The organism is Pseudomonas sp. B7(2017), from assembly GCF_002112745.1.
Taxonomy (GTDB): Bacteria; Pseudomonadota; Gammaproteobacteria; order Pseudomonadales; family Pseudomonadaceae; genus Aquipseudomonas; species Aquipseudomonas ekonensis.
Genome location: NZ_NEIP01000008.1, coordinates 128896 through 154315 on the forward strand (window position 1 = coordinate 128896; position 25420 = coordinate 154315).

Genomic DNA, 25420 nt, shown 5'->3' on the forward strand with positions numbered 1-25420 from the left:
CGGGCGACGTCATTGCCGGGCAAAAAAAAGGCGCCCCGAAGGACGCCAAAGATTCACCTCTTACCAAAGGAGCAAGGAGCTTCTAAAGGTGAATGGGGTTGATCCGCTCGGTCAGAGAATCGCCAGCGGGTACTCGACGATCACCCGCACCTCATCCAGATCCGACTCGAACGCCGTGGCTCGGGTCGTGGCTTGACGCAGGCGCAGCGACATGTCCTTGAGCGAACCGCTCTGCACCACGTATTTCACTTCGATGTCCCGTTCCCAGCGCTTCTGGTCGGTCAGCGGATTGCCCTCGGCGTCACGGCGCATGTACACGGCATTGGCGTTGGAGTAGTCGGCGTCCGTGCCGCGGGCGTAGCGGGTCATGAACGACAGGCCGGGCACGCCGTAGGCGCTCATGTCGAGGTCATAGCGCACCATCCACGAACGTTCCTTGGGCGAGTTGAAGTCGCTGTACTGGATGGAGTTGTCGAGGAAGATCGAGTCTGACTGACGCAGGTAGTCGAAGTCGTCGTCGCCGTTGTTGCGCTGGTGGGACAGGGCCACGGAGTGCGCGCCGAGCTTCACGCCGACCCGGCCGCTCCAGATGTCGTTGTCGAACTTGCCGAGCAACTGTTTGCCCTCATCGACCGCCTTGTAATGGTTCAGGCCGCCGAACAGCGACAGGTCGTCCGACAGCGGATACGTCCAGGCGGTGCCGGCGTAGTACTGGTTCCAGGCATCTTTCAGGCGACTGGAGTACAGGCTAAAGCTCAGGTTCTTGTTCAGCGCATAATCGCCGCCGCCGTAAGCGATCCAGGGCGAATTGACGGGGCCGGCATAGAAGGTCGCGAAGTTGTCGCGCAAGTCGCTGGACACCGGTTGGCTCATCGCATGCAACCGGCCGCCCTGGATCGACAGGCCTTCGATGCTGGTGTTGGTCGCCGTCACGCCGCGAAAGCTTTCCGGCAGCAATCGCGAATCACCCGCCGCCACCACCGGGTTGGCCGGGAACACGTCGCCGATCTTCACCACCGTATCGAAGGCCCGCACCTTGGCGGCGGCGCCGACCTTGGTGTATTCGTCCCGGGCTTGACCGTCACGATCCACCGGCAACACATCGAACGAGCTGCGGCCGCCGTTGCGGCCGTCGCCGGTGTCGAGCTTCAGGCCGATCATCGCGAACGCATCCACCCCGACCCCGACGGTGCCCTGGGTGAAACCGGATTCGAACTTGCTGATGACGGCGTGGGCCCAGGCTTCGGAGTAGCCGTTGCCGGTGGGGCTGGATTGGCCGTCGCGGTGATCGCGGTTGAAGTAGTAGTTGCGGTTGAGCACCGTCAGGCTGCTGCCCTCGATGAAACCCTCGGCCTTTTCCTGCGCAAGCGCGGCGGTCGGTCCGGAGCCGACAACCACGGCCAATGCGGCCATCGACATTCTTGAATTGTTAACCATCAATCACTCCTGGAGTTCGGCAGAACGGGAACGTGCTTCGGCGTGGGTCTTGTTGTTCGGCGGAAAGGGCCGCCGTTGGGGTCGCCGGGTGACATCGTTGCAAGCTGCGGATAACGCCAAGGTGATGGGGGAATTACATTTTCGTCATGTGGGTGAGGGGACGGTCCTGAACGGTCAGGTCAGGGCTGCAAGTTGTTTGATCGTCTGCGGAAAACGCTCGACCAAGCGGATCAGGGTGGTGGCCTGGGCATTGGGGGTTGCCCGTCCCTGTTCCCAGTTTTCGAGCGTTCGGGTGTTGGTGCGCAGGTACATCGCGAACACCGAGCGCGAGAGATTGAGCTGTTGGCGGATAGCGATCAATTCATCGGCGGTGACAGGCATCAGTTTGGGCAACTGAACCTTGTGGGTTCGCAGTGTGATCTTGCCTTGGCGCTCGTCGGCCAGGGCTTCGACGCCATCCATCAGCTCGGAAAAAATGTCACGTTTCATAGTGGGAGCATTCATCTTCTGTACGTTACCTGCGTATAGTTTTGTCCCGAAAACCGAATGGGTCAAGGCCTCTAGGCCATCCTTTTCGCCCCCTTTTCAACGGTAGTCACGGATCGTAAAAACGCCTGTAGGAAGAATCGACCACTCACGCGAGAGACTTCGGGAATGGTTGAAGGTGGAAGGGGTAGGGCGCTCGCAACCGATCCCCTAAACGCAAAAACGGCACCCGAAGGTGCCGTTTCTGTTTACCGCCGAAGGTCGCCGGGGGATCAGCCCGCCAGACCCGATTGCTGAACCAGGTTCAGCAGCGGCTGAGGGTACAGGCCGAGGAAGAACGCCAGGACGGCGATGGCCAGCAGCATCACGCCGCCTGCCTTCTGCTCCCAGTGCAGCTGGGCGTCGTGGCGGCGCAGGTTCGGCTCGATCAGGTACAGGGTGACCATCACGCGCAGGTAGTAGAACACGCCGATGGCGCTGCCCAGCACCAGCGAACCGACCAGCCACCATTGGTGCGACTCGACACCGGTGGCGATGATGTAGAACTTGCCGATGAAGCCGGCGGTCAGCGGGATGCCGGCCAGGGACAGCATCATCACGGTCAGCACGGCGGTCAGGTACGGACGGCGCCAGAACAGGCCGCGGTATTCGTACAGGGCATCGGCGTCACGGCCGTTGTACGGCGAGGACATCAGGGTGATCACGCCGAACGCGCCGAGGCTGGTGATCACGTAGGTGACCAGGTACACGCCGATGGCTTCCACCGCCAGGCCCTTGCTCGCCACCAGTGCGATCAGCAGGTAGCCGAAGTGCGCGATGGACGAGTAACCGAGCAGACGCTTGAGGTTGCTCTGGGTCAGGGCCAGCAGGTTGCCGAACAGGATCGAGGCGATGGCGATGACGGTCAGCACGTTGCTCAGCACGCCGCTGCTGGCGGCAGGGGAGATCTGGAACAGACGCACCATCACGGCGAACACGGCCACTTTCGACGCGGTGGCCAGGAACGCGGCCACCGGCGCCGGAGCACCTTCGTACACGTCCGGGGTCCACAGGTGGAACGGCACCAGCGACAGCTTGAACGCCAGGCCGATCAGCATCATGCCCAGGCCCAGCTGGGCCATCGAGCTCGGCAGGCCGGTGGCGGCCAGCGCCTGGCCGATGCCGTTGAAGCTCAGGGAGCCGGCGTCGGCGTAGAGCAGGGCCATGCCGAACAGCAGGAACGCGGAACCGGCCGCCGACAGCACCATGTACTTGATGCCGGCTTCCAGCGAACGCTTGTTGAAGAAGGCGTAGGCCACCAGACCGTAGACCGGCACCGACAGCAGTTCCAGGCCGATGAACAGGCCGGCCAGGTGCTGCGCGCTGACCAGGACCAGGCCGCCGGCGGCGGCCATCAGGATCAGCAGGTACAGTTCTTCACGGTTGCCCGGGTAACCCGAACCGCCGTCGCCCAGGTAGGCGTGGGCGAGGGTGACGCAGGCGAGGGTGGCGACCAGGATCAGCGCCATGTACAGGCAGGCGAACGTGTCGATCTGCAGCAGCGGGGTCACGGCCAGGGGCGCGACTTTCAGTGCCGGCAGGATCGACAGCAACGCCAGGTTCAGGCCCGCCACCGAAATCAGGAAGGTCTGCGAGTGGTTGCGGCGCCAGGCGATGGCCAGCATCACCACGATGATGGTGAGGCTGGTGATCAACAGTGGCGCTAGCGCAATAAAGTGTTGGATCGTGAATTCCATAGCGCTCTTACCGGGCCGAAGCGAGTTGAGTGAAGGCGGAGCCGAGCCACTGCTGCACGCCATGCATGGTGGCGGCAGAGGTGTCGAGGAACGGCTGCGGGTACACGCCGAGGTAGATCAGCAGCACCGCAAGGCCCAGCACCATGATCAGTTCGCGACCGTCCATGCCGTGCAGGATCGAGTCCGACTTGGACGGGCCGAAGTAGGCGCGGTGGATCATGATCAGCGAGTAGACCGAACCGAACACCAGGCCGGACGTGGCGATCGCGGTGATCCACGGTGCGCTGGCGAAGGTGCCGATCAGGATCAGGAACTCGCCGACGAAGTTGCCGGTGCCCGGCAGGCCCAGCGAGGCCGCCGCGAAGAACAGGCTGATCGCCGGCAGGTACGCGATGCGCGACCACAGGCCGCCCATCTCGCGCATGTCACGGGTGTGCAGGCGCTCGTACAGCTGACCGCTGAGGATAAACAGCGCCGCCGCCGACAGGCCGTGGGCCAGCATCTGGATCACGGCGCCCTGCAGGGCCAGTTGGCTGCCCGAGTAGATGCCGATCAGGACAAAGCCCATGTGGGAAACGGACGAGAAGGCGATCAGACGCTTGATGTCGGTTTGCGCGAACGCCAGGAACGCACCGTAGAAGATCCCGATCAGACCGAGGGTCATGGCGATCGGCGCGAACTCGGCCGAAGCGTTCGGGAACAGCGGCAGGGCGAAGCGCAGCAGGCCGTAGGCAGCGGTCTTCAGCAGGATGCCGGCGAGGTCGACGGAACCGGCGGTCGGCGCCTGGGCGTGGGCGTCAGGCAGCCACGAGTGGAACGGCACGACCGGCAGCTTCACCGCGAAGGCGATGAAGAAGCCGAGCATCAGCACGTACTCGGTGGTGGCCGACATCTTGGTCTTCAGCAGGTCCGCGTAGTTGAAGCTGATCACGCCGGTGCTGTTGTAGTTCACCAGCACCAGACCGAGGATCGCCACCAGCATGATCAGGCCGGAAGCCTGAGTGAAGATGAAGAACTTGGTCGCGGCGTAGATCCGGGTCTTCTTGCCGTCCGAGGAGCTGTGACCCCAGAGCGCGATGAGGAAGTACATCGGCACCAGCATCATTTCCCAGAAGAAGAAGAACATGAACAGGTCGAGGGCCAGGAACACGCCGACGACACCGCCCAGGATCCACATCAGGTTCAGGTGGAAGAAACCGACGTGACGCTGGATCTCTTTCCACGAGCAGAGCACCGAGAGGACGCCCAGCAGACCGGTCAGCAGGATCATCAGCAGCGACAGGCCGTCGAGGGCCAGGTGCACGTTGATGCCGAAGCGCTGGATCCAGACATGCTTGAACTCAAGCGCCCAGGTCGGGTCGGCACCGGGTTTGGGTGCAAACGAATAGTCGCCGTGGGCCCACAGCCAGAGGCCGAGGGCGAGCAGCAGGGACATGGTGATCAGCGCAATCCAGCGGGGGAGGGTGGCGCCGAAGCGCTCACCCAGCCAGCACAGCAGGCCGCCGATGAAGGGGATCAGGATTAGCCAAGGCAGAATCATGACGGGCTCGTTTCCTTTCGCAAATTCGCAAGGTTCATATCAGACCGCTACCAGCACGACAGCACCGATGACCAACACGGCACCGGCTGCCATCGAGGCGGCGTACCAACGCAGTTGACCGGTCTCGGTACGGCTCAGGGCGGTGTGGCCGCCCTTGGCCATGCGCGGGATCAGACCGATGGTCTGGTCGAGCGGGTCTTTGCGCAGTGCATGGCTGATCGCAAGGTACGGCTTGACGAACAGTTTGTCGTAGATCCAGTCGAAGCCCCAGGCGGCGAACCACCAGGCCGACAGCAGACGGCCGATGCCGCTGTTGGCGACGGCGGTCACGAAGCGGCGCTTGCCCAGGAACAGCAGGGCCGCCAGCAGGATACCGGCCAGGGCGATGGCGCCCGAGGCGATCTCCAGGCTGTGCTTGGCTTCGCCGCCGGCGTGGCCGACGCTTTCCGGCAGCACACCGTGCAGCGGCGGAACGATCATGGCGCCGACGAAGGTCGACAGCACGATCAGCACCGACAGCGGCAGCCAGTGGGAGATGCCGTGGCCGGCATGGGCTTCGGTCTTGGCTTCACCGTGGAACGCGATGAAGATCAGGCGGAAGGTGTACAGCGAGGTCATGAACGCACCGACCAGGCCGGCATACAGCAGGCCCTCGTGGCCGCTGGCGAACGCTTCCCAGAGGATCTCGTCCTTGGAGTAGAAGCCTGCGGTCACCAGCGGCAGGGCGGCCAGGGCCGCGCCGCCGACGATGAAGCTGGCGTAGGCCAGCGGCAGTTTCTTCCACAGGCCGCCCATCTTGAAGATGTTCTGCTCGTGGTGGCAGGCGACGATCACCGCACCGGAGGCGAGGAACAGCAGGGCCTTGAAGAAGGCGTGGGTCATCAGGTGGAAGATCGCGCCTTCCCACGCGCCCACGCCCAGGGCCAGGAACATGTAGCCGATCTGGCTCATGGTCGAGTAGGCGAGGATGCGTTTGATGTCGGTCTGCACCAGGGCCGCGAAACCGGCCAGCACCAGGGTAACGCCGCCGACGATGCCGACCAGGTGCAGGATGTCCGGCGCCAGGGCGAACAGGCCGTGGGTACGGGCGATCAGGTAGACGCCTGCGGTCACCATGGTCGCGGCGTGGATCAGTGCCGAGACCGGGGTCGGGCCGGCCATCGCGTCCGCGAGCCAGGTCTGCAGCGGCAGCTGGGCCGACTTGCCGACCGCGCCGCCCAGCAGCATCAGGGTCGCCAGGACGATCCAGAAGTCGCCGGCCTTGAAGTGCTCAGGCGCCTTCACCAGCAGTTCCTGGACGTTCAGCGTGCCCAGTTGCTGGAACAGGATGAACAGGCCGATGGCCATGAACACGTCGCCGATGCGGGTGACGATGAACGCTTTCAGGGCTGCGTTGCCGTTGTTGCGGTTGCTGTAGTAGAAACCGATCAACAGGTACGAGCACAGGCCCACGCCTTCCCAACCGAAGTAGATGAACAGCAGGTTGTCGCCCAGCACCAGGAACAGCATGCTGGCGATGAACAGGTTGGTGTAGGAGAAGAAGCGCGAGTAGCCCGCTTCACCGCGCATGTACCAGGAGGCGAACAGGTGGATCAGGAAACCCACGCCGACCACCACGCCCAGCATGGTCACGGACAGGCCGTCCAGGTACAGGGTGAAGTTCGGCTGGAAGCTTTCCACCGACATCCAGCGCCACAGCACCTGGGTGTACACACCGCCTTCCGGCGGTGCGACGTTGAACTGCCAGATCACGTAGGCCGCGACGATGGCGGACAGGCCGATGGAGCCGACGCCGATCAGCGCCGACAGGTTTTCCGAAAGGCGCCCGCGGGAGAACGACAGCAGCAGGAACCCGATCAGGGGAAATACGAAAGTCAGAAAGAGTAGGTTCATCCGCGCATCTCACTGGCAGCGTCGATATCGAGCGTGTGGAAGCGGCGATACAGCTGCAGCAGGATCGCCAGGCCGATGCTGGCCTCGGCGGCGGCAAGGCTGATCACCAGGATGAACATGATCTGTCCATCCGGCTGCGCCCAACGGGCGCCCGCCACGATGAACGCCAGGGCAGAGGCGTTCATCATCACTTCCAGGCTCATCAATACGAACAGAATGTTGCGGCGGACCATCAGGCCGACGAGGCCGAGGCAGAACAGGATGCCGGCGACCGCCAGACCGTGTTCGAGAGGGATAGCAGGCATACGTTACTCCTTCGCCTCGTTGCGGCCCACGTGGAACGCCGTGACGGCTGCGGCGAGCAGCAGCATCGAGGCGAGTTCGACCACCAGCAGGTACGGGCCGAACAGGCTGATGCCCACGGCTTTCGCGTCCACGGTGGTTTGGCCGATGGCCTGGCCGCTCTGGTGAGCGAACAGGACATACAGCAGTTCGGCCAGCAGCAGCGCGGCGAGGATCACCGGCCCCGCCCAGATGCCGGGCCGCAGCCAGGCGCGTTCCTGCTGAACCGAGGCCGGGCCCAGGTTCAGCATCATCACCACGAACACGAACAGCACCATGATGGCGCCGGCGTAGGCGATCACTTCCAGCACACCGGCGAACGGCGCGCCGAGGGCGAAGAACGTCATGGCCACGGCGATCAGCGAAATGATCAGGTAGAGCAGGGCGTGCACAGGGTTGGTGTTGGTGACCACGCGAAGCGTGGAGACAACCGCGATACCCGATGCGAAATAGAAAGCGAATTCCATCGTTCTTCCTTAAGGCAGCAAGCTCTTCACGTTGATCGGCTCGGCTTCGTTCTGTGCGGCGCCTTTCGGCTTGCCCGCAACGGCCATACCTGCAACACGATAGAAGTTGTAATCAGGGTTTTTGCCGGGGCCGGAGATCAGAAGGTCTTCTTTCTCGTACACCAGGTCCTGACGTTTGAACTCGGCCATCTCGAAATCTGGGGTCAGCTGGATCGCGGTGGTCGGGCAGGCTTCCTCGCAGAGGCCGCAGAAGATGCAGCGCGAGAAGTTGATGCGGAAGAAGTCCGGGTACCAGCGACCGTCTTCCGTTTCGGCTTTCTGCAGCGAGATGCAACCGACCGGGCAGGCCACGGCGCACAGGTTGCATGCCACGCAGCGCTCCTGGCCGTCGGGGTCGCGGGTCAGCACGATGCGGCCACGGTAGCGCGGCGGCAGGTAGACCGGCTCTTCCGGGTATTGCAGGGTGTCGCGCTTGCGGAAGCCATGACCGAAGATCATGACCAGGCTGCGCAACTGGGTACCGGTACCCTTAATGATGTCGCCAATATATTTGAACATGGGTCAAGTCCTCACTGAACCGCGACTGCAGGCGTGTTCCACAACACGATCGCAGCGGTCACCAGCAAATTGATCAGGGTCAGTGGCAGGCAGAATTTCCAGCTGAAGTCCATCACCTGGTCATAGCGCGGGCGCGGGATCGAGGCGCGCAGCAGAATGAACAGCATGATGAAGAACGCGGTCTTGAGTGCGAACCAGACGAAGGACAGTTGCGGCAGGATGCCGAACGGGCCGTGCCAGCCGCCGAAGAACAGCGTGACCAGCAGCGCCGAGATCAGGATGATGCCGATGTACTCACCGACGAAGAACATGCCCCATTTCATGCCGGCGTATTCGATGTGGTAGCCGTCGGCCAGTTCCTGTTCCGCTTCCGGCTGGTCGAACGGGTGACGGTGAGTCACGGCCACGCCAGCGATGAAGAAGGTGCAGAAGCCGAAGAACTGCGGAATGATGAACCACAGGTTCTGCGCCTGGTACTCGACGATGTCGCGCATGTTGAACGAGCCGACCTGCACCACGATGCCCATCAGGGCCAGGCCCATGAACACTTCGTAGGACACGGTCTGGGCCGAGGCGCGCAAGCTGCCCAGGAGGGCGAACTTGTTGTTGCTCGACCAGCCGGCGAACAGCACTGCGTACACCGACAGACCGGCCATGGCGAAGAAGAACAGCAGGCCGATGTTCAGGTCCGCCACGCCCCAGGTCGGGGTGATCGGGATGATCGCGAAGGCGATCAGCAGGGCGCTCATGGCCACCACCGGCGCCAGGGTGAAGATCACCTTGTCGGCGAACGGCGGCGTCCAGTCTTCCTTGAAGAACATCTTCAGCATGTCGGCGGCGATCTGGAACATGCCGAACGGGCCGACACGGTTCGGACCGTAACGGTCCTGCCACCAGCCCAGCAGGCGACGCTCGACGAAGCTGAGCAGCGCCCCGCAGACCACCACGGCCAGCAGGACGACGATCGCTTTGATGACCGTCAGGATCACATCGATCACTTCAGGGGTGAACCAGGTCATTGCGCTGCCTCCTGCAGACCGTCGACGGAAACGCCGGCGAACGCCGGAGGAATGCCGGCGATGCCCGCAGGCAGCGCCACCAGGCCTGCGCCCAGCTCTTCATTGATGCGCAGCGGCAGGCGCAGGCTGACGCCGGCGACGTTCAGGCTCAGCATCGCGCCGTCGTTGACGCCCAGGCGGTCGGCCTCGGACTTGGCCAGCGCGACGTAGGCGGCCGGAATGCGCTCCTGCACCGGGGCGGCCTTGGAAGAGTTCTCTTCGCTGCCGAACAGGTGATGGAACGGCACGGCTTGCCAGGTGCCCTGGGCCGGGTTGAACGCGCGCGGAACGCTGGCGAACCAGTTCAGCGCATCGCCGGTGCTTTCGATCAGGCGGGTGCCCGGATCGCCGGCGCGCAGATGGCCGCCGACCTCGTCCTGGAACTTGTTCCAGGCCTGCGGCGAGTTCCAGCCCGGCGACCAGGCGAACGGCACTTGCGAGCGCGGTTCGGCGGAGCCCGAGTAGCCTTCCATGGAGAAGGCGAACGCGGTGTCCTTGTCTTGCGGGGTGCGCGGTTCGTGAACGCTGATGTTGGCGCGCATCGCGGTGCGGCCGGAGTAGCGCAGCGGTTCACGGGCCAGCTTCAGGCCCTTGATGCGGAACGCGGCGGACGGTGCGGCGTCGACGATGCCGGCCAGTTGCGCGGTGCTGGAAGCGACGGCAGCGGTGACCTGGTCGAGCTGGGTCCAGTCGATCGACCGGTTCAGCAGGGTGGCGCGCAGGGCGTGCAGCCAGCGCCAGCCTTCGTGCACCAGGATGCCTGCGTCCATGTATTGCGGGTCGAAGACCTGGAAGAAGCGCTGGGCGCGGCCTTCCTGGCTGACCAGGGTGCCGTCGCCTTCGGCGAAGCTCGCCGCCGGCAGCACCAGGTGGGCGCGGTCGCTGGTGGCGGTCTTCTGATGGTCGGCGACGATCACCACTTTCGCGGCGTTCAGCGCGGCATCGACCTTGGCCTGGGCGGTGCGGGTGTACAGGTCGTTTTCCAGCACGACGATGGCGTCCGCACGGCCGTCGATCACGGCTTGCAGCGCGGCATCGACCGATTCGCCGCCGAGCATGGCCAGGCCGAGGCTGTTGGCCTCAGGCACGACCAGGCTGATGGAACCGTTCTTCTCGCGCAGCTTCAGGGCCTTGGCGATGTTCGCGGCCGCTTCGATCAGGGCCTTGGAGCCCAGCGAAGTGCCGGCGATGATCAGCGGACGCTTGGCTGCGAGCAGCGCGTCGGCGATGCGCTTGGCCAGTTGCAGCGCTTCGGCGTCCAGGCCTTCGACGGCCGGGGCGCTGGCGTCCAGGGCGTGGGCGACGGCGAAGCCGATGCGGGCCAGGTCGTCGGGAGCGGCGTGCACGCACTCTTCGGCGACGTCATCAAGCTTGGTCTCGGCCAGGCTGGCGATGAACAGCGGGTTCAGCGCGTGCTGACCGATGTTCTTCACTGCGGCGTCGAGCCAAGGCTGGACGCGCATGGCTTCGGCCATGTCTTCGGCCTTGCCCTTGACCGACTGGCGCAGGGCCAGGGCCATGCGGGCGGCGGTCTGGGTCAGGTCTTCGCCGAGGACGAACACGGCGTCGTGGTCTTCGATGTCGCGCATCGTCGGAACCGGCAGCGGGCTGTCCTTGAGCACTTGCAGCACCAGGCGGATGCGCTCCAGCTCGGAGGCTTCGATGCCGCTGTAGAAGTGCTCGGCGCCGACCAGCTCACGCAGCGCGTAGTTGCTTTCCAGGCTGGCGCGCGGCGAGCCGATGCCGACGATGTTGCGGCCGCGCAGCAGGTCGGCGGCCTTGTCCAGCGCGTCGTCCAGGCTGAGCTTGGTGCCGTCGGCCAGCAGCGGCTGGCGCGGGCGGTCGGCGCGGTTGACGTAGCCGTAGCCGAAACGGCCGCGGTCGCACAGGAAGTACTGGTTCACCGAACCGTTGTAGCGGTTCTCGATGCGACGCAGTTCGCCGTAGCGCTCGCCCGGGGAGATGTTGCAGCCGCTGGAGCAGCCATGGCAGATGCTCGGGGCGAACTGCATGTCCCATTTGCGGTTGTAGCGCTCGGAGTGGGTCTTGTCGGTGAACACACCGGTCGGGCAGACCTCGGTGAGGTTGCCGGAGAACTCGCTTTCCAGGGTGCCGTCTTCGACGCGGCCGAAGTACACGTTGTCGTGGGCGCCGTATACGCCAAGGTCGGTGCCGCCGGCGTAGTCCTTGTAGAAGCGCACGCAGCGGTAGCAGGCGATGCAGCGGTTCATCTCGTGGGAGATGAACGGGCCCAAGTCCTGGTTCTGGTGGGTGCGTTTGGTGAAGCGATAACGGCGCTCGTTGTGGCCGGTCATCACAGTCATGTCTTGCAGGTGGCAGTGACCGCCTTCCTCGCACACAGGGCAGTCGTGCGGGTGGTTGGTCATCAGCCATTCGACGACGCTGGCGCGGAACGCCTTGGATTCTTCATCGTCGATGGAGATCCAGGTGTTGTCGGTGGCAGGGGTCATGCAGGACATGACGATGCGACCGCGGGTGTCGTTCTCGTCGGTGTACTGCTTGACCGCGCACTGGCGGCAGGCCCCGACGCTACCGAGCGCGGGGTGCCAGCAGAAATAAGGGATGTCGAGGCCCAGCGACAGACATGCCTGTAACAGGTTGTCTGCCCCGTCGACTTCGAGCGCTTTGCCGTCTACGTGGATAGTGGCCATGGTTCAAAGGTCTTCGTTGGCCCGGTGTCAGCGGGCGTGGCTAATGGAATCTTGTTGTCCGTCCGAATCCAACCAGCCCCGAAAGGCGTCATCGGACGCAAGGCGAAGGGCACGGACCCTTCGCCTCTCTTTAAGCGTTTACGCGCCGACGGTGATCGGCTTCGCCAGAGGCGGGACGGCGGCGCTTGCAGGCGCGATGCCGGCCTCGAACTCCGGGCGGAAATATTTGATCGCGCTGCCCAGCGGCTCCACGGCACCCGGTGCGTGAGCACAGAAGGTCTTGCCCGGGCCGAGGAAACCCACCAGACCCAGCAGGGTCTCGATGTCGCCTGGCTGGCCCTGACCCTTCTCGAGGGCCATCAGCAGCTTCACGCTCCATGGCAGGCCGTCGCGGCAAGGGGTGCAGAAACCGCAGGACTCGCGGGCGAAGAACTGCTCCATGTTGCGCAGCAGGGACACCATGTTGATGCTGTCGTCCACGGCCATGGCCAGGCCGGTGCCCATACGGGTGCCCACCTTGGCGATGCCGCCGGCGTACATCTGCGCATCGAGGTGCTCCGGCAGCAGGAAGCCGGTGCCGGCGCCGCCCGGCTGCCAGGCCTTGAGCTTGTAGCCGTCGCGCATGCCGCCGGCGTAGTCCTCGAACAGCTCGCGGGCGGTCACGCCGAACGGCAGTTCCCACAGGCCTGGGTTCTTGACCTTGCCGGAGAAGCCCATGAGCTTGGTGCCCATGTCTTCGCTGCCGTCGCGGGCCAACGATTTGTACCAGTCCACGCCGTCGGCGATGATCGCCGGCACGTTGCACAGGGTCTCGACGTTGTTCACGCAGGTCGGCTTGCCCCACACGCCGACGGCGGCAGGGAAGGGCGGCTTGGAGCGCGGGTTGGCGCGGCGGCCTTCCAGGGAGTTGATCAGCGCGGTCTCTTCACCGCAGATGTAACGCCCGGCGCCGGTGTGGACGAACAGCTCGAAATCGAAGCCGCTGCCCAGGATGTTCTTGCCCAGCAGGCCGGCGGCCTTGGCTTCTTCCACGGCTCGGTTCAGGTGCTTGGCGGCGGTGGTGTACTCGCCGCGCAGGAAGATGTAGCCACGGTAGGTCTTCAGCGCGCGGGCGCTGATGAGCATGCCTTCGATCAGCAGATGGGGCAGTTGCTCCATCAGCATGCGGTCCTTCCAGGTGTTGGGCTCCATTTCGTCCGCGTTGCACAGCAGGTAGCGGATGTCGATGGATTCGTCCTTCGGCATCAGGCCCCACTTCACGCCGGTGGGGAAGCCTGCGCCGCCGCGGCCCTTGAGGCCGGAGTCCTTCACGGTCTGGACGATGTCGTCCTGGCTCATGTCGGCGAAGGCCTTGCGGGCGGCGGCATAGCCGTTCTTGGCCTGGTACTCGTCGAGCCAGACGGGCTCGCCGTCGTCGCGCAGGCGCCAGGTCAGCGGGTGGGTCTCGGCCGAACGCTGGATGCGGTTGGCAGGACCGAAAGAAGTCAGGGTCATACGTAGCCCTCGAGCAGTTTGGCGACGCCGGCAGGCTGTACGTCGCCAAAGGTGTCGTCGTCGATCATCAGCGCCGGCGCCTTGTCGCAGTTGCCCAGGCAGCAGACCGGCAGCAGGGTGAAGCGGCCGTCGGCGGTGGTCTGGCCGAGGCCGATGCCCAGTTCGCTCTGGATCTGGCTGACGACGGACTCGTGGCCGCCGATGTAGCAGACCATGCTGTCGCAGACGCGGATGATGTGGCGGCCCACCGGCTGGCGGAAGATCTGGCTGTAGAACGTGGCCACGCCTTCGACGTCGCTGGCGGGGATGCCGAGGACTTCGCCGATGGCGTACACGGCGCCGTCCGGCACCCAGCCGCGTGCCTTCTGCACGATCTTCAGGGCTTCGATCGACGCCGCGCGCGGGTCTTCGTAGTGGTGCATCTCGTGCTCGATGGCCGAGCGCTCGGCTTCACTCAAGGTGAAGCGGTCAGTCTGGATAAGCGTGCTGTTCATGCTTAGCGGTCCACGTCGGCCATAACGAAGTCGATACTACCCAGGTACGCGATCAGGTCCGCGACCATGCTGCCTTTGATCACCGAAGGGATCTGCTGCAGGTGGGCGAAGCTCGGAGTGCGGATCCGGGTACGGTAGCTCATGGTGCCGCCGTCGCTCGTCAGGTAATAACTGTTGATGCCCTTGGTCGCTTCGATCATCTGGAAGGATTCGTTGGCCGGCATGACCGGGCCCCACGAAACCTGCAGGAAGTGCGTGATCAGGGTTTCGATGTGCTGCAGCGTGCGCTCTTTGGGCGGCGGCGTGGTCAGCGGGTGGTCCGCCTTGTACGGGCCTTCCGGCATGTTGCGCAGGCACTGGTCGATGATGCGCACGCTCTGGCGCATCTCTTCCACGCGCACCATGCAGCGGTCGTAGGCGTCGCCGTTGGCGGCCAGCGGTACGTCGAACTCGAAGTTCTCGTAGCCGGAGTACGGGCGCGCTTTACGCAGGTCGAAGTCGCAACCGGTGGAGCGCAGGCCGGCACCGGTGACGCCCCATTCCAGGGCCTCTTTGGTGTTGTACTGGGCGACGCCGATGGTACGGCCCTTGAGGATGCTGTTCTGCAGGGCGGCCTTGGTGTATTCGTCGAGGCGCTTGGGCAGCCACTCGACGAAGTCGCGCACCAGTTTGTCCCAGCCGCGCGGCAGGTCGTGGGCGACGCCGCCGATGCGGTACCAGGCCGGGTGCAGACGGAAGCCGGTGATGGCCTCGATCACGGTGTAGGCGCGCTGGCGGTCGGTGAAGGTAAAGAACACCGGGGTCATCGCGCCGACGTCCTGGATGTAGGTGCCCAGGAACAGCAGGTGGCTGGTGATCCGGAAGAACTCGGCCATCATGATGCGGATGACGTCGACCTTCTCCGGCACCTTGATGCCGGCCAGCTTCTCGACCGAGAGCACGTACGGCAGGTTGTTCATCACGCCGCCGAGGTAGTCGATGCGGTCGGTGTACGGGATGTAGCTGTGCCAGGACTGGCGCTCGCCCATCTTCTCGGCGCCACGGTGGTGGTAGCCGATGTCCGGCACGCAGTCGACGATCTCTTCGCCGTCCAGCTGCAGGATGATGCGGAACGCACCGTGGGCCGACGGGTGGTTCGGGCCGAGGTTGAGGAACATGTAGTCCTCGTTCGGGCCGGAACGCTTCATGCCCCAGTCCTCAGGACGGAAGCGCGCGGCCTCTTCCTCAAGCTGCTGCTTGGCCAGGTTCAGGCTGAACGGATCGAATTCGGTGGCGCGGGCAGGGAAGTCCTTGCGCAGCGGGTGACCTTCCCAGGTCGGCGGCATCATGATGCGCGACAGGTGAGGGTGGCCTTTGAAGTCGATGCCGTACATGTCCCAGACTTCGCGCTCGTACCAGTTGGCGTTCGGCCAGATGCCGGTGACGCTTGGCAGGCTGAGGTCGCTCTCGGACAAGGCGACTTTGATCATCACGTCACTATTACGCTCCAGCGACATGAGATGGTAGAACACGGTGAATTCGGCGCCGTCCGGCAGCCCTTGACGCTTGGTGCGCAGACGCTCGTCCACGCCGTGCAGGTCATAGAGCATGACGTACGGCTTGGGCAGGTTGCGCAGGAAGGTCAGGACTTCGACGAGCTTGGCGCGGGCCACCCACAGCACCGGCATGCCGGTGCGGGTCGGCTGGGCGGTGAAGGCCTCGGCGCCAAAGCGGTTGTTCAGTTCGACGACCACATCCTGGTCGTCTGCCTTGTAAGGCGGGATGTACAGAGCACTGCCTGTAGTCATGGTTATTTTTTCGCTTTCGGTCAACGTAAAGAATGAAGCCAGCTTCTCGTTTCTATGGCAGAACAGATCTGGATCAGACTTCGTCAGGGCTGCGCAGGTTGGTTACCTGAATGCGCTGTTCGCGGCGCTGTTCCTTTTGCGAAGGCATGTCGGCGCGATAGACGCCTTGATCGCCAACGACCCAGGAAAGTGGGCGACGCTCCTGGCCAATCGATTCCTGCAGCAGCATCAGGCCTTGCAGGAACGCTTCTGGACGGGGCGGGCAGCCAGGCACGTAAACGTCCACCGGCAGGAACTTGTCCACCCCTTGGACCACGGAGTAGATGTCGTACATGCCACCGGAGTTTGCGCACGAACCCATGGAGATAACCCACTTCGGCTCGAGCATTTGCTCGTAGAGACGCTGGATGATCGGCGCCATCTTGATGAAGCAGGTACCGGCGATAACCATGAAGTCCGCCTGACGCGGTGATGCCCGGATGACTTCGGCGCCGAAGCGGGCGATGTCGTGGGGCGCCGTGAAGGCGGTGGTCATTTCCACGTAGCAGCACGACAGGCCGAAGTTGTACGGCCACAGGGAGTTCTTACGTCCCCAGTTGACCGCGCCGCTCAGCACGTCTTCCAGCTTGCCCATGAAAATGTTTTTGTGGACCTGATCCTCTAACGGATCGGCGACGGTTTCCCGTTTGCCGATCGGGTACTGCTCGTTAGGCGCATCGGGGTCGATTCGGGTGAGATTGTATTGCATTGCCAAAGCCTCATTGTTTCAGCTTCGCCTGCCGCTTACGACGAGCTTCCGGAGCCCAGTCAAGGGCGCCCACTCGAAATAGGTAGACAAGACCTGCCAACAGAATTGCTATGAAAACGAGAGCTTCGACGAATCCGGTCCAGCCGCTTTCGCGGACGGACACAGACCATGCAAAGAGAAAGAGGGCTTCGATATCGAAGATCACGAACAGCATCGCGACCAGATAGAATTTGGCTGAGAGCCGCAAGCGGGCGCCACCGGTGGGCAGCATGCCGGACTCGAACGGTTCGTTCTTGCTGCGACCCCAGGCTTTTGACCCGAGGAGGCTGGATACGCCGAGCATGAAGGCGCACAGGCCGACGACACCCAGAAGGAAAATGGCAAAGCCCCAGTTGTGGGCCATGAGTCCGGTCGCTTCGGGCATGCTGGTAATCCTTAACAGAGAGCAAAGGTCTCTGAGCTTGATAAAGAAATAAGGCAGTGACGATATGTCGCAGCAATCAATCGCGCTGATTTTATGGCTAAACACCCTGCAAGTAAAATTCCTATAGCGAAATTATTTATTGGAATAAGGACATAGCGCGCCTCGAATGCCCCGCAGCCCGCGGGTTTCGGGCATTAGCCGGGATTGCGTCAATGATGTTTTGTGAGGAATGTAACGAACATAGTTGCGGCTAAATGATAATTAATATCGTTTGGAGTGGGTTTGTTACTTTTTAGCGGTGCGGCAGTTGGGAAGTTGTCTTATATCTGCGTTACTGCAAGTAGCGGCGGCGCCCGTTTTAGCCGGTTTTCCTGCTGCCGGCACTGCGCTGGATCAAGGTTTGCGCGAAGACTTTGCGGGAGGGGTGGCGCCTTGGCATGCGCCATCGCCAGCAGGCTGGCTCCCGCGGCGATCTCGGTTGACCCCGGAACCGATGGCGTTCGTTGAATAACGGGCAAAAAAACGCCCCGAACGAGTCGGGGCGTCAGTGGTGCGGCTGGGCGGTTAGCTTTCTGTACGATCCGCCAGGGCCGTTCGCTCAGGCGAAGTCGATCAGTGGAACTGCTCTTCTTCGGTCGAACCGGTCAGCGCGGTCACGGACGAGGTGCCGCCCTGGATCACGGTGGTCATGTCGTCGAAGTAGCCGGTGCCCACTTCCTGCTGGTGAGCCACGAAGGTGTAACCCTTGGCGGCGTCGGCGAATTCCTGCTCCTGCAGCTTCACGTAGGCGGTCATGTCGTTGCGGGCGTAGTCGTGCGCCAGGTTGAACATGCTGTGCCACATGTTGTGGATGCCGGCCAGGGTGATGAACTGGTGCTTGTAGCCCATCGCGGACAGTTCGCGCTGGAACTTGGCGATGGTCGCGTCGTCCAGGTTTTTCTTCCAGTTGAAGGAAGGCGAGCAGTTGTACGACAGCAGCTGGTCCGGGTATTCCTTCTTGATCGCTTCGGCGAAGCGACGGGCCTCTTCCAGGTCCGGTTTAGCGGTTTCGCACCAGATCAGGTCGGCGTACGGCGCGTAGGCCAGGCCGCGGGCGATGGCTTGATCCAGGCCGGCGCGAACCTTGTAGAAGCCTTCCTGGGTGCGCTCGCCGGTCACGAACGGCTGGTCGTACGGGTCGCAGTCCGAAGTCAGCAGGTCGGCGGCGTTGGCGTCGGTGCGGGCCAGGATGATGGTCGGGGTGCCGGCGACGTCGGCGGCCAGACGGGCAGCGACGAGCTTCTGCACGGCTTCCTGGGTCGGAACCAGTACCTTGCCGCCCATGTGGCCGCATTTCTTCACGGAAGCCAGTTGGTCTTCGAAGTGAACGCCGGCGGCGCCTGCCTCGATCATGCTCTTCATCAGCTCGTAGGCGTTCAGAACGCCGCCGAAACCGGCTTCGGCGTCAGCCACGATCGGTGCGAAGTAGTCGATGTAGCCGTCGTCGCCCGGGTTCTTGCCGGCTTTCCACTGGATCTGGTCGGCGCGGCGGAAGGCGTTGTTGATGCGCTTGACCACGGTCGGCACCGAGTCCACCGGGTACAGCGACTGGTCAGGGTACATCGATTCGGCGGAGTTGTTGTCCGCAGCCACTTGCCAGCCGGACAGGTAGATCGCCTGGATGCCGGCCTTGACTTGTTGCACAGCCTGGCCGCCGGTCAGGGCGCCCATGCAGTTGACGAAATCTTTCTCAGGACGGAAGGCCGGCTTGGCACCCTGGGTCACCAGGTTCCACAGCTTCTCGGCGCCCATTTTCGCGAAGGTGTGCTCAGGTTGGACCGAGCCACGCAGGCGGACGACGTCAGCGGCGGAGTAAGTGCGAGTCACGCCTTTCCAGCGCGGGTTTTCAGCCCAGTCTTTTTCAAGGGCTGCAATTTGCTGTTCGCGTGTCAGTGCCATGGAGATAAACCTCGTCGCGTCTTTATGAAAAGTTGTTCTGCGGTGGAAAATTCCTGCGCTCGCTGACCAGAGATCCGGGTGGTCAAGTCGGGTTCGGCGGGATGGCGACGGGATGAACGACGGGCTCGAGGGGAAAGTGAGCAGGTAAAGGCGAACTGGCGGGCGCAGTCGGGGCGTCGTGGGCCTTTTCTGCGGGCTGCAGCGTGATGCCGGGTTACCTAAAAACGCTTCCGTCCCTCGGGACAACTTCGTTCCAGTCGCAACCTCGTCAAACACACCTTGTGGGCGGTACAGACACGAAACGGTTCGCGGGGTAGGTGCGAACATCGCTTCGAAGGCCCTTGCCAGGGCCTCTGATTAGCGGGAGCGAGGCCATCATGCCTTCGCTTTTTTGGCCCGTCAAACGTTTTGTAGTGCTTTTTTTCAAGCACTACATCTTTCGTCTAATACGACTGTGCGGTCAGTTTTCGGGGCTTCAGTCCAGGCTGTCGACTTTCACCCGCAAGGTCATGTCATCCCGGCCCTGAGTCGAGTAGCTGCGGGTCAGGCCCTGTTTGTCGGCCTGGGTCTGGCGATTCACGCCCGCCAGGGTGATCCACTCCCCGAGGCGTCCGGTGACGGTTGTGTCGGTGCTTTGCACGTTCACTACATCGGGACGTTCCTGGCTCATACGGTCACGGTTGGTACTGATGGCCAGATGAACGATGTCGCCGGTGACGCTGGCGGTGACGTAGAAACCCTGGGTGACGTTACGGTATTGGGTCTGGCTGCTGTAGCCGCCCCAGGAGTCGCTCTGGCTGCTGGTGATCGGCACGCTCTGGCCGACCTGGATCAGCGCCGGCATGCCTTCGCTGGCCTGCACTTGCTGGACGCCGCCGTCGCGGCTGGCGGTGCTGCGGCTGATGATGCGGGTCTGGTTCGGTTGGGCGCCGTTGACCGAGTAGCCTTCGTCGCCGCGGCCGTTGTTCTCGTTGGTGTCGACGGTGATCAGCAGGCGCTTGGGGGCGGTGTCGAGTTGCGTCAGCAGATCCTTGAGTTCCTGGATCTTGCCGGGTTCGGCCTTGACGATCAGTTGGTTGCCGTAGGCGCTGACCTGGCCGTCCTTGCCCATCAAGTCCTGCGCCATGGGCAGCATGTCGGCGCTGGTGCGGTACTTGAGGGGCACGATTTCTGTGGCTGCCATCGCCGACAGGCTGCAGCCGAGCAGCAGGGTGGCGAGCAGGTTGCGTAGGGACATGTCCGTTATCTCCGCTTTCGAAAGGCTTGATATTGCCACTTTGTCGGCCCGGGGTGGGGCAAGTTGAATCCCGGGCGGCAAAACGCCCCGGCATCGGCAGATGGCGGGGCGTTTTGGGTGTTCTTGCCGGCCTTGTCGCCAGCAGGCTGGCTCCCGCAGGAAGCTGGCCTGGTGGTGATGGGCTCAGGCCGAATGGCGGACCATGTCGACATGGGGAATCCCGGCCTCGAGGAACTCCTCGCTGACCAGGTTGAACCCCAGACGCTCGTAGAACGGCGTCGCCTGCACCTGGGCGCTGAGCATCTGCTGCTTGAGCCCACGCGCTTCGGCTTCGGCGATCACCGCCTGCATCAGCGCATCGCCGACCTTCAGGCCGCGCCAGTCCTTGAGCACCGACACCCGGCCAATGTGCCCGTCGGGCAAAAGGCGGGCGGTGCCGATGGGGAAGTCGCCTTCGAACGCCAGGAAATGCACGGCGGTGGCGTCATCGGCGTCCCATTCCAGCTCCGGCGGCACCGATTGCTCAGCAATGAACACGGTTTCGCGGATGCGCCGGATCTCGGCGTTGTCCTTTTGCCAGTCTGCGACATGCACGCGAATCTTATTCATCGTCGGCGAACCCCAGGCTGCCTTGCTTGACCAGTTCGTACAGCAGGCCGCGGCCGTCCTCGTCGTCCATCCACTCGCCGAGGTTGTCGATGTGCAGCGCGTCGGCGGCGCAGATCATCTTCAGCAGCTCGCGCAGCTTGCCCGGCAGGTAACGGCTCTGGCCGCTGGCGAACAGCAGCAGGTCGTCGTCGACTTCGGACCAGGCCAGGCGGGCGCTCGGGTTGCGGATCAGCACCGCGCCGTCTTCCAGGGCGCCGAGGAAGTCGTCTTCCGCGACTTCTTCAAGGCCCACCACCAGTTCCGGGTAGCGCGGCTCGGTCATGTACTGGCCGAACCAGGTCAGCAGCAGGCGTTCATCGCCCATGTGCTCGGCCAGCAGGGACTTGAGGCGGTCGAGCGCGTCGTGCTGGATCTGGTGCGGATCGCTGACCGGCTTGGCGTCGGCGTCGGTGTAGCGCTCTTCGTCCGGCAGGAACTGGCTCAGGAAGTCGGTGAAGTGGGTCAGCACTTCGGCGGCGCTCGGCGCGCGGAAGCCGACCGAGTAGGTCATGCAGTCGTCCACGGCGACGCCGCAGTGGGCCAGGCGCGGCGGCAGGTAGAGCATGTCGCCCGGTTCCAGCACCCACTCGTCGGTCTGTTCGAATTCGGCGAGGATGCGCAGATCCGCATGCTGCAGCAGCGGGCTCTCGGAGTCGCACATCTGGCCGATCTTCCAGTTGCGCTTGCCGTGGCCCTGCAGCAGGAACACGTCGTAGTTGTCGAAGTGCGGGCCGACGCTGCCGCCGGGGGCCGCGAAGCTGATCATCACGTCGTCGACGCGCCAGCTCGGCAGGAAGCGGAAGTTCTCCAGCAGTTCGCTGACTTCCGGCACGAACTGGTCGACCGCCTGCACCAGCAAGGTCCACTCGCGCTCAGGCAGCTTGGTGAACTCGTCCTCGGCGAACGGGCCGCGACGCAGCTCCCACGGACGCTCGCCGTGTTCGATGACCAGGCGCGATTCGACTTCTTCTTCGAGGGCCAGGCCGGCCAGCTCGTCAGGGTCGATCGGGCTTTCGAAGTCAGGCATCGCCTGACGGATCAGCAGCGGTTTTTTCTGCCAGTAGTCGCGCATGAACTCGCGCGCCGTGAGGCCGCCCAGAAGTTGAAGAGGAGTATCTGGATTCATATGTAACCTATTGAAAAAAAGCACTTTTCAGACGGGAATAAAAACGCCCGGCGCGGCCGGGCGTCTCAAACGGTTCAAGCGGTCGATCAGATGCGCTTGGCTTGCGCCACGGCGTTGCCGATGTAGCTGGCCGGCGTCAGGCGCTTGAGCTCGGCCTTTGCTTCGGCCGGCATGTCGAGACCGTCGATGAAGGTCTGCAGCGCTTCAGGGCTGATGCCCTTGCCGCGGGTCAGTTCCTTCAGTTTTTCGTACGGGTTCTCGATGTTGTAGCGGCGCATCACGGTCTGGACCGGTTCGGCCAGCACTTCCCAGCAGGCGTCCAGGTCTTCGGCGATCTTCTGCGCGTTCAGTTCCAGCTTGCTGATGCCTTTGAGGCTCGCTTCGTACGCGATCACGCTGTGGGCGAAGCCCACGCCGAGGTTGCGCAGCACGGTGGAGTCGGTCAAGTCACGCTGCCAGCGGGAGATCGGCAGTTTGCTCGCCAGGTGCTGGAACAGCGCGTTGGCGATGCCCAGGTTGCCTTCGGAGTTTTCGAAGTCGATCGGGTTGACCTTGTGCGGCATGGTCGACGAGCCGATTTCGCCGGCGATGGTGCGCTGCTTGAAGTAACCCAGGGAGATGTAGCCCCAGATGTCACGGTCGAAGTCGATCAGGATGGTGTTGAAGCGCGCAATGGCGTCGAACAGCTCGGCGATGTAGTCGTGCGGCTCGATCTGCGTGGTGTACGGGTTGAAGGCCAGGCCCAGCTCTTCTTCGATGAAGGCACGGGCATTGGCTTCCCAGTCGATCTGTGGGTAGGCCGACAGGTGGGCGTTGTAGTTGCCCACGGCGCCGTTGATCTTGCCCAGCAGCGGAACGGCGGCCACCTGAGCGATCTGGCGCTCCAGGCGGTAGACCACGTTCGCCAGCTCTTTGCCCAGGGTGGTCGGCGAGGCCGGCTGGCCGTGGGTGCGCGACAGCATCGGCACGTCGGCGAAACGCTGGGCCAGTTCGCGGATGGCGTTGGCGGTCTGGCGCATCAGCGGCAGCATCACGTCGTCACGGCCTTCGCGCAGCATCAGGGCGTGGGACAGGTTGTTGATGTCTTCGCTGGTGCAGGCGAAGTGGATGAATTCGCTGACCTTGGCCAGCTCCGGCAGCTTGGCCGCCTGCTCCTTGAGCAGGTATTCGATCGCCTTGACGTCGTGGTTGGTGGTGCGTTCGATCTCTTTGACGCGCTCGGCGTGCTCCAGCGAGAAGTTTTCGGCCAGTTCGTTCAGAACGGCGTTGGCCTCGGCGGAGAAGGCCGGCACTTCCGGGATGCCGGCGTGGGCGGCCAGGCGCTGGAGCCAGCGCACTTCGACCAGGACGCGGGCACGGATCAGGCCGTACTCGCTGAAAATAGGGCGCAGGGCCTGGGTTTTGCCGGCGTAGCGGCCGTCTACAGGGGAAACCGCAGTGAGCGAAGAGAGCTGCATGGGGTGTTCTCGGACAGTCGGGCAACGAAATGGGGCGCGTATCATACATGAAAAAGTCCGCCGATCCGTCACCAACTGACCGGCGTATTACGCGTTACAGACTACAAAGCAATTGTCGCGGGTCGGTTCACTCGCTGCGCATCAGCGTGTACAGCTCTTTGAGCAGCTTGCGGCGGCTGATCACCAGTTGCCAGCGGTGGCCGCCGAGCTGGCGCCAAAGGCGCGCCGAGCGGATGCCGGCCAGCAGCAGGGCGCGGATCTTCGAGGCGTTGCTCGGCTGCTGCAGGTTGCGCATGTCGCCGTGCACCTGGATCCGCTGGCGCAGGGTGCTCAGGGTGTCCTGGTACAGCGCGCCGCACGCGGCGATCACGTTTTCGTGGGCCGGGCCGAAATGCTCGACCTGGGACTGGATCTGCGGCAGGCGCTTGCCGATGGTGTCGAGCATGTCGTCGCGCTTGGCCAGTTGCCGCTCCAGGCCCAGCATCGACAGGGCGTAGCGCAACGGCTCGCGCTGCAGGGTGCTCGGGTCGCGTTCGAGGGCGCCGACCAGCGCGCGGTAGCCGTCGCGCAGGTTGATGTCGTCGCCGCCGTAGACGTCCAGCGTGTCCTTGGGGTCGCGCACCAGCAGGCTGCCGAGCATGCAGGTCAGGCCGGCCTCGTTGGTCTGGCCGGTCTTGGCGATCCGGTCGACCAGCACGGCGGCGAGAAACACGCCGCCCAACGCCGTCAGTTGTTCCTGGATCGGGCTCATGCCTGGCCGCTCCACGGCTCGGCGACTTCGATCACGCCGCCGCCGAGGCAGACCTCGCCGTCGTAGAACACCACCGACTGGCCCGGCGTGACGGCGCGCTGCGGCTCGTCGAACACGGCGCGGTAGCCGGTGGCGGTCTGCTCGAGGGTGCAGGCCTGGTCGTTCTGGCGGTAGCGCACCTTGGCGGTCAGGCGGCGCGGCTGGCTCAGGTCGATAGGGTTGACCCAGTAGATCTCGGAAGCGAGCAGGGCGCCGGAGAACAGCCACGGATGGTTGTTGCCCTGGCCGACGATCAGTTCGTTGTGCTCCAGGTCCTTGCGCAGCACGTACCACGGCTCGTCGCCGGCGTCCTTCAGGCCGCCGATGCCCAGGCCCTGGCGCTGGCCGATGGTGTGGTACATCAGACCGTGGTGACGGCCGATGACCTCGCCTTCGGTGGTCTTGATCTCGCCGGGCTGCGCCGGCAGGTACTGCTTGAGGAAGTCGCTGAAGCGGCGCTCGCCGATGAAGCAGATCCCGGTGGAGTCCTTCTTCTTGGCGGTGGCCAGTTCGTACTTCTCTGCGATGGCGCGAACTTCGGGCTTTTCCAGTTCGCCGACCGGGAACAGGGTCTTGGCGATCTGTTCGCCGCCGACGGCGTGCAGGAAGTAGCTTTGGTCCTTGTTCGGATCCAGGCCCTTGAGCAGTTCGGTGCGGCCGTCGATGTCGCGGCGGCGCACGTAGTGACCGGTGGCGATCAGGTCGGCGCCCAGGCTCATGGCGTAGTCCAGGAACGCCTTGAACTTGATTTCGCGGTTGCACAGGATGTCCGGGTTCGGCGTGCGGCCGGCCTTGTATTCGGCCAGGAAGTGCTCGAACACGTTGTCCCAGTACTCGGCGGCGAAGTTGGCGGTGTGCAGCTTGATGCCGATCTTGTCGCACACGGCCTGGGCGTCCGCCAGGTCGTCCATGGCGGTGCAGTACTCGGTTCCGTCGTCTTCTTCCCAGTTCTTCATGAACAGGCCTTCCACCTCAAAGCCCTGCTCGATCAGCAGGAGAGCGGAAACGGAAGAGTCCACGCCGCCGGACATGCCGACAATGACGCGCTTCTTGGATGTGTCAGAAGGGGCTGGATCACGCATAGGGAT

22 protein-coding genes are annotated in these 25420 nt (G+C 63.6%); all 22 read right to left on the bottom strand.

From position 1 onward, the window contains the following. Positions 1-111 precede the first annotated feature (111 nt). The 22 genes from CAG29_RS16745 to mnmA all read right to left on the bottom strand — a co-directional run bounded on the left by CAG29_RS16745 (position 112) and on the right by mnmA (position 25414). Complete coding sequence (locus CAG29_RS16745) at positions 112-1437, bottom strand: OprD family porin (protein ID WP_085694832.1); 1326 nt, start codon at positions 1435-1437, stop codon at positions 112-114. Positions 1438-1611: 174 nt separating this feature from the next. Beyond that, positions 1612-1926 (bottom strand): DNA-binding transcriptional regulator, encoded by a 315-nt coding sequence (locus CAG29_RS16750; RefSeq protein WP_085694833.1) that lies wholly within the window; start codon positions 1924-1926, stop codon positions 1612-1614. Between the two features lie 269 nt (positions 1927-2195). After that, positions 2196-3659: an NADH-quinone oxidoreductase subunit NuoN gene (gene nuoN, locus CAG29_RS16755; protein ID WP_085579783.1), complete on the bottom strand. Its 1464-nt coding sequence runs from the start codon at positions 3657-3659 to the stop codon at positions 2196-2198. 7 nt (positions 3660-3666) lie between these two features. Beyond that, a complete protein-coding gene (gene nuoM / locus CAG29_RS16760) occupies positions 3667-5199 on the bottom strand; it encodes an NADH-quinone oxidoreductase subunit M (protein ID WP_085579785.1) in 1533 nt (510 codons plus the stop codon). A gap of 39 nt (positions 5200-5238) precedes the next feature. After that, positions 5239-7092, bottom strand: a complete 1854-nt coding sequence (nuoL, locus tag CAG29_RS16765) for an NADH-quinone oxidoreductase subunit L (RefSeq protein ID WP_085579787.1) — start codon at positions 7090-7092, stop codon at positions 5239-5241. Then, entirely contained in the window at positions 7089-7397 is a 309-nt protein-coding gene (gene nuoK, locus CAG29_RS16770) for an NADH-quinone oxidoreductase subunit NuoK (protein WP_003180046.1), read from the bottom strand. Before nuoK ends, nuoL begins: the two co-directional genes overlap by 4 nt. A 3-nt stretch (positions 7398-7400) precedes the next feature. Beyond that, a complete protein-coding gene (gene nuoJ, locus CAG29_RS16775; RefSeq protein ID WP_085579789.1) occupies positions 7401-7901 on the bottom strand; it encodes an NADH-quinone oxidoreductase subunit J in 501 nt (166 codons plus the stop codon). Positions 7902-7910: 9 nt separating this feature from the next. Then, positions 7911-8459 carry an NADH-quinone oxidoreductase subunit NuoI gene (gene nuoI / locus CAG29_RS16780; protein WP_085579791.1) on the bottom strand — a complete coding sequence of 183 codons (549 nt, stop codon included), beginning with the start codon at positions 8457-8459 and terminating at the stop codon, positions 7911-7913. An 11-nt stretch (positions 8460-8470) separates the two neighbouring features. Beyond that, positions 8471-9478 carry an NADH-quinone oxidoreductase subunit NuoH gene (gene nuoH, locus CAG29_RS16785; RefSeq protein ID WP_085694834.1) on the bottom strand — a complete coding sequence of 336 codons (1008 nt, stop codon included), beginning with the start codon at positions 9476-9478 and terminating at the stop codon, positions 8471-8473. Beyond that, the gene (nuoG, locus tag CAG29_RS16790; RefSeq protein WP_085694835.1) at positions 9475-12189 is read right to left on the bottom strand and encodes an NADH-quinone oxidoreductase subunit NuoG; all 2715 of its coding nucleotides are present in this window, start codon (positions 12187-12189) and stop codon (positions 9475-9477) included. The genes nuoH and nuoG overlap by 4 nt, the downstream gene beginning before the upstream one ends. 138 nt (positions 12190-12327) lie before the next feature. Continuing rightward, positions 12328-13683, bottom strand: coding sequence for an NADH-quinone oxidoreductase subunit NuoF (nuoF, locus tag CAG29_RS16795; RefSeq protein WP_085579797.1), 1356 nt, complete (start codon positions 13681-13683; stop codon positions 12328-12330). Further along, positions 13680-14177 (bottom strand): NADH-quinone oxidoreductase subunit NuoE, encoded by a 498-nt coding sequence (gene nuoE, locus CAG29_RS16800; RefSeq protein WP_085579799.1) that lies wholly within the window; start codon positions 14175-14177, stop codon positions 13680-13682. Before nuoE ends, nuoF begins: the two co-directional genes overlap by 4 nt. Before the next feature lie 2 nt (positions 14178-14179). Beyond that, a complete protein-coding gene (nuoC, locus tag CAG29_RS16805; RefSeq protein ID WP_085579801.1) occupies positions 14180-15964 on the bottom strand; it encodes an NADH-quinone oxidoreductase subunit C/D in 1785 nt (594 codons plus the stop codon). 73 nt (positions 15965-16037) lie between these two features. Further along, complete coding sequence (locus CAG29_RS16810; RefSeq protein ID WP_085579803.1) at positions 16038-16712, bottom strand: NADH-quinone oxidoreductase subunit B family protein; 675 nt, start codon at positions 16710-16712, stop codon at positions 16038-16040. Positions 16713-16722: 10 nt separating this feature from the next. Beyond that, complete coding sequence (locus CAG29_RS16815) at positions 16723-17136, bottom strand: NADH-quinone oxidoreductase subunit A (RefSeq protein ID WP_003223812.1); 414 nt, start codon at positions 17134-17136, stop codon at positions 16723-16725. Positions 17137-17748: 612 nt separating this feature from the next. Then, complete coding sequence (aceA, locus tag CAG29_RS16820) at positions 17749-19074, bottom strand: isocitrate lyase (RefSeq protein ID WP_085579805.1); 1326 nt, start codon at positions 19072-19074, stop codon at positions 17749-17751. A gap of 475 nt (positions 19075-19549) precedes the next feature. Beyond that, on the bottom strand, positions 19550-20311 hold the full coding sequence (locus CAG29_RS16825) for a secretin N-terminal domain-containing protein (RefSeq protein WP_085694836.1): 762 nt from the start codon (positions 20309-20311) through the stop codon (positions 19550-19552). A 183-nt stretch (positions 20312-20494) separates the two neighbouring features. Further along, positions 20495-20920 carry a GNAT family N-acetyltransferase gene (locus CAG29_RS16830; RefSeq protein WP_085579809.1) on the bottom strand — a complete coding sequence of 142 codons (426 nt, stop codon included), beginning with the start codon at positions 20918-20920 and terminating at the stop codon, positions 20495-20497. After that, complete coding sequence (locus CAG29_RS16835) at positions 20913-22085, bottom strand: cupin domain-containing protein (protein ID WP_085579811.1); 1173 nt, start codon at positions 22083-22085, stop codon at positions 20913-20915. Before CAG29_RS16835 ends, CAG29_RS16830 begins: the two co-directional genes overlap by 8 nt. An 86-nt stretch (positions 22086-22171) precedes the next feature. Next, positions 22172-23542: an adenylosuccinate lyase gene (gene purB / locus CAG29_RS16840; RefSeq protein ID WP_085579813.1), complete on the bottom strand. Its 1371-nt coding sequence runs from the start codon at positions 23540-23542 to the stop codon at positions 22172-22174. Between the two features lie 127 nt (positions 23543-23669). Continuing rightward, positions 23670-24293 carry a high frequency lysogenization protein HflD gene (hflD, locus tag CAG29_RS16845; protein WP_085579815.1) on the bottom strand — a complete coding sequence of 208 codons (624 nt, stop codon included), beginning with the start codon at positions 24291-24293 and terminating at the stop codon, positions 23670-23672. Further along, entirely contained in the window at positions 24290-25414 is a 1125-nt protein-coding gene (gene mnmA, locus CAG29_RS16850) for a tRNA 2-thiouridine(34) synthase MnmA (protein ID WP_085630538.1), read from the bottom strand. Before mnmA ends, hflD begins: the two co-directional genes overlap by 4 nt. Positions 25415-25420 lie beyond the last annotated feature (6 nt).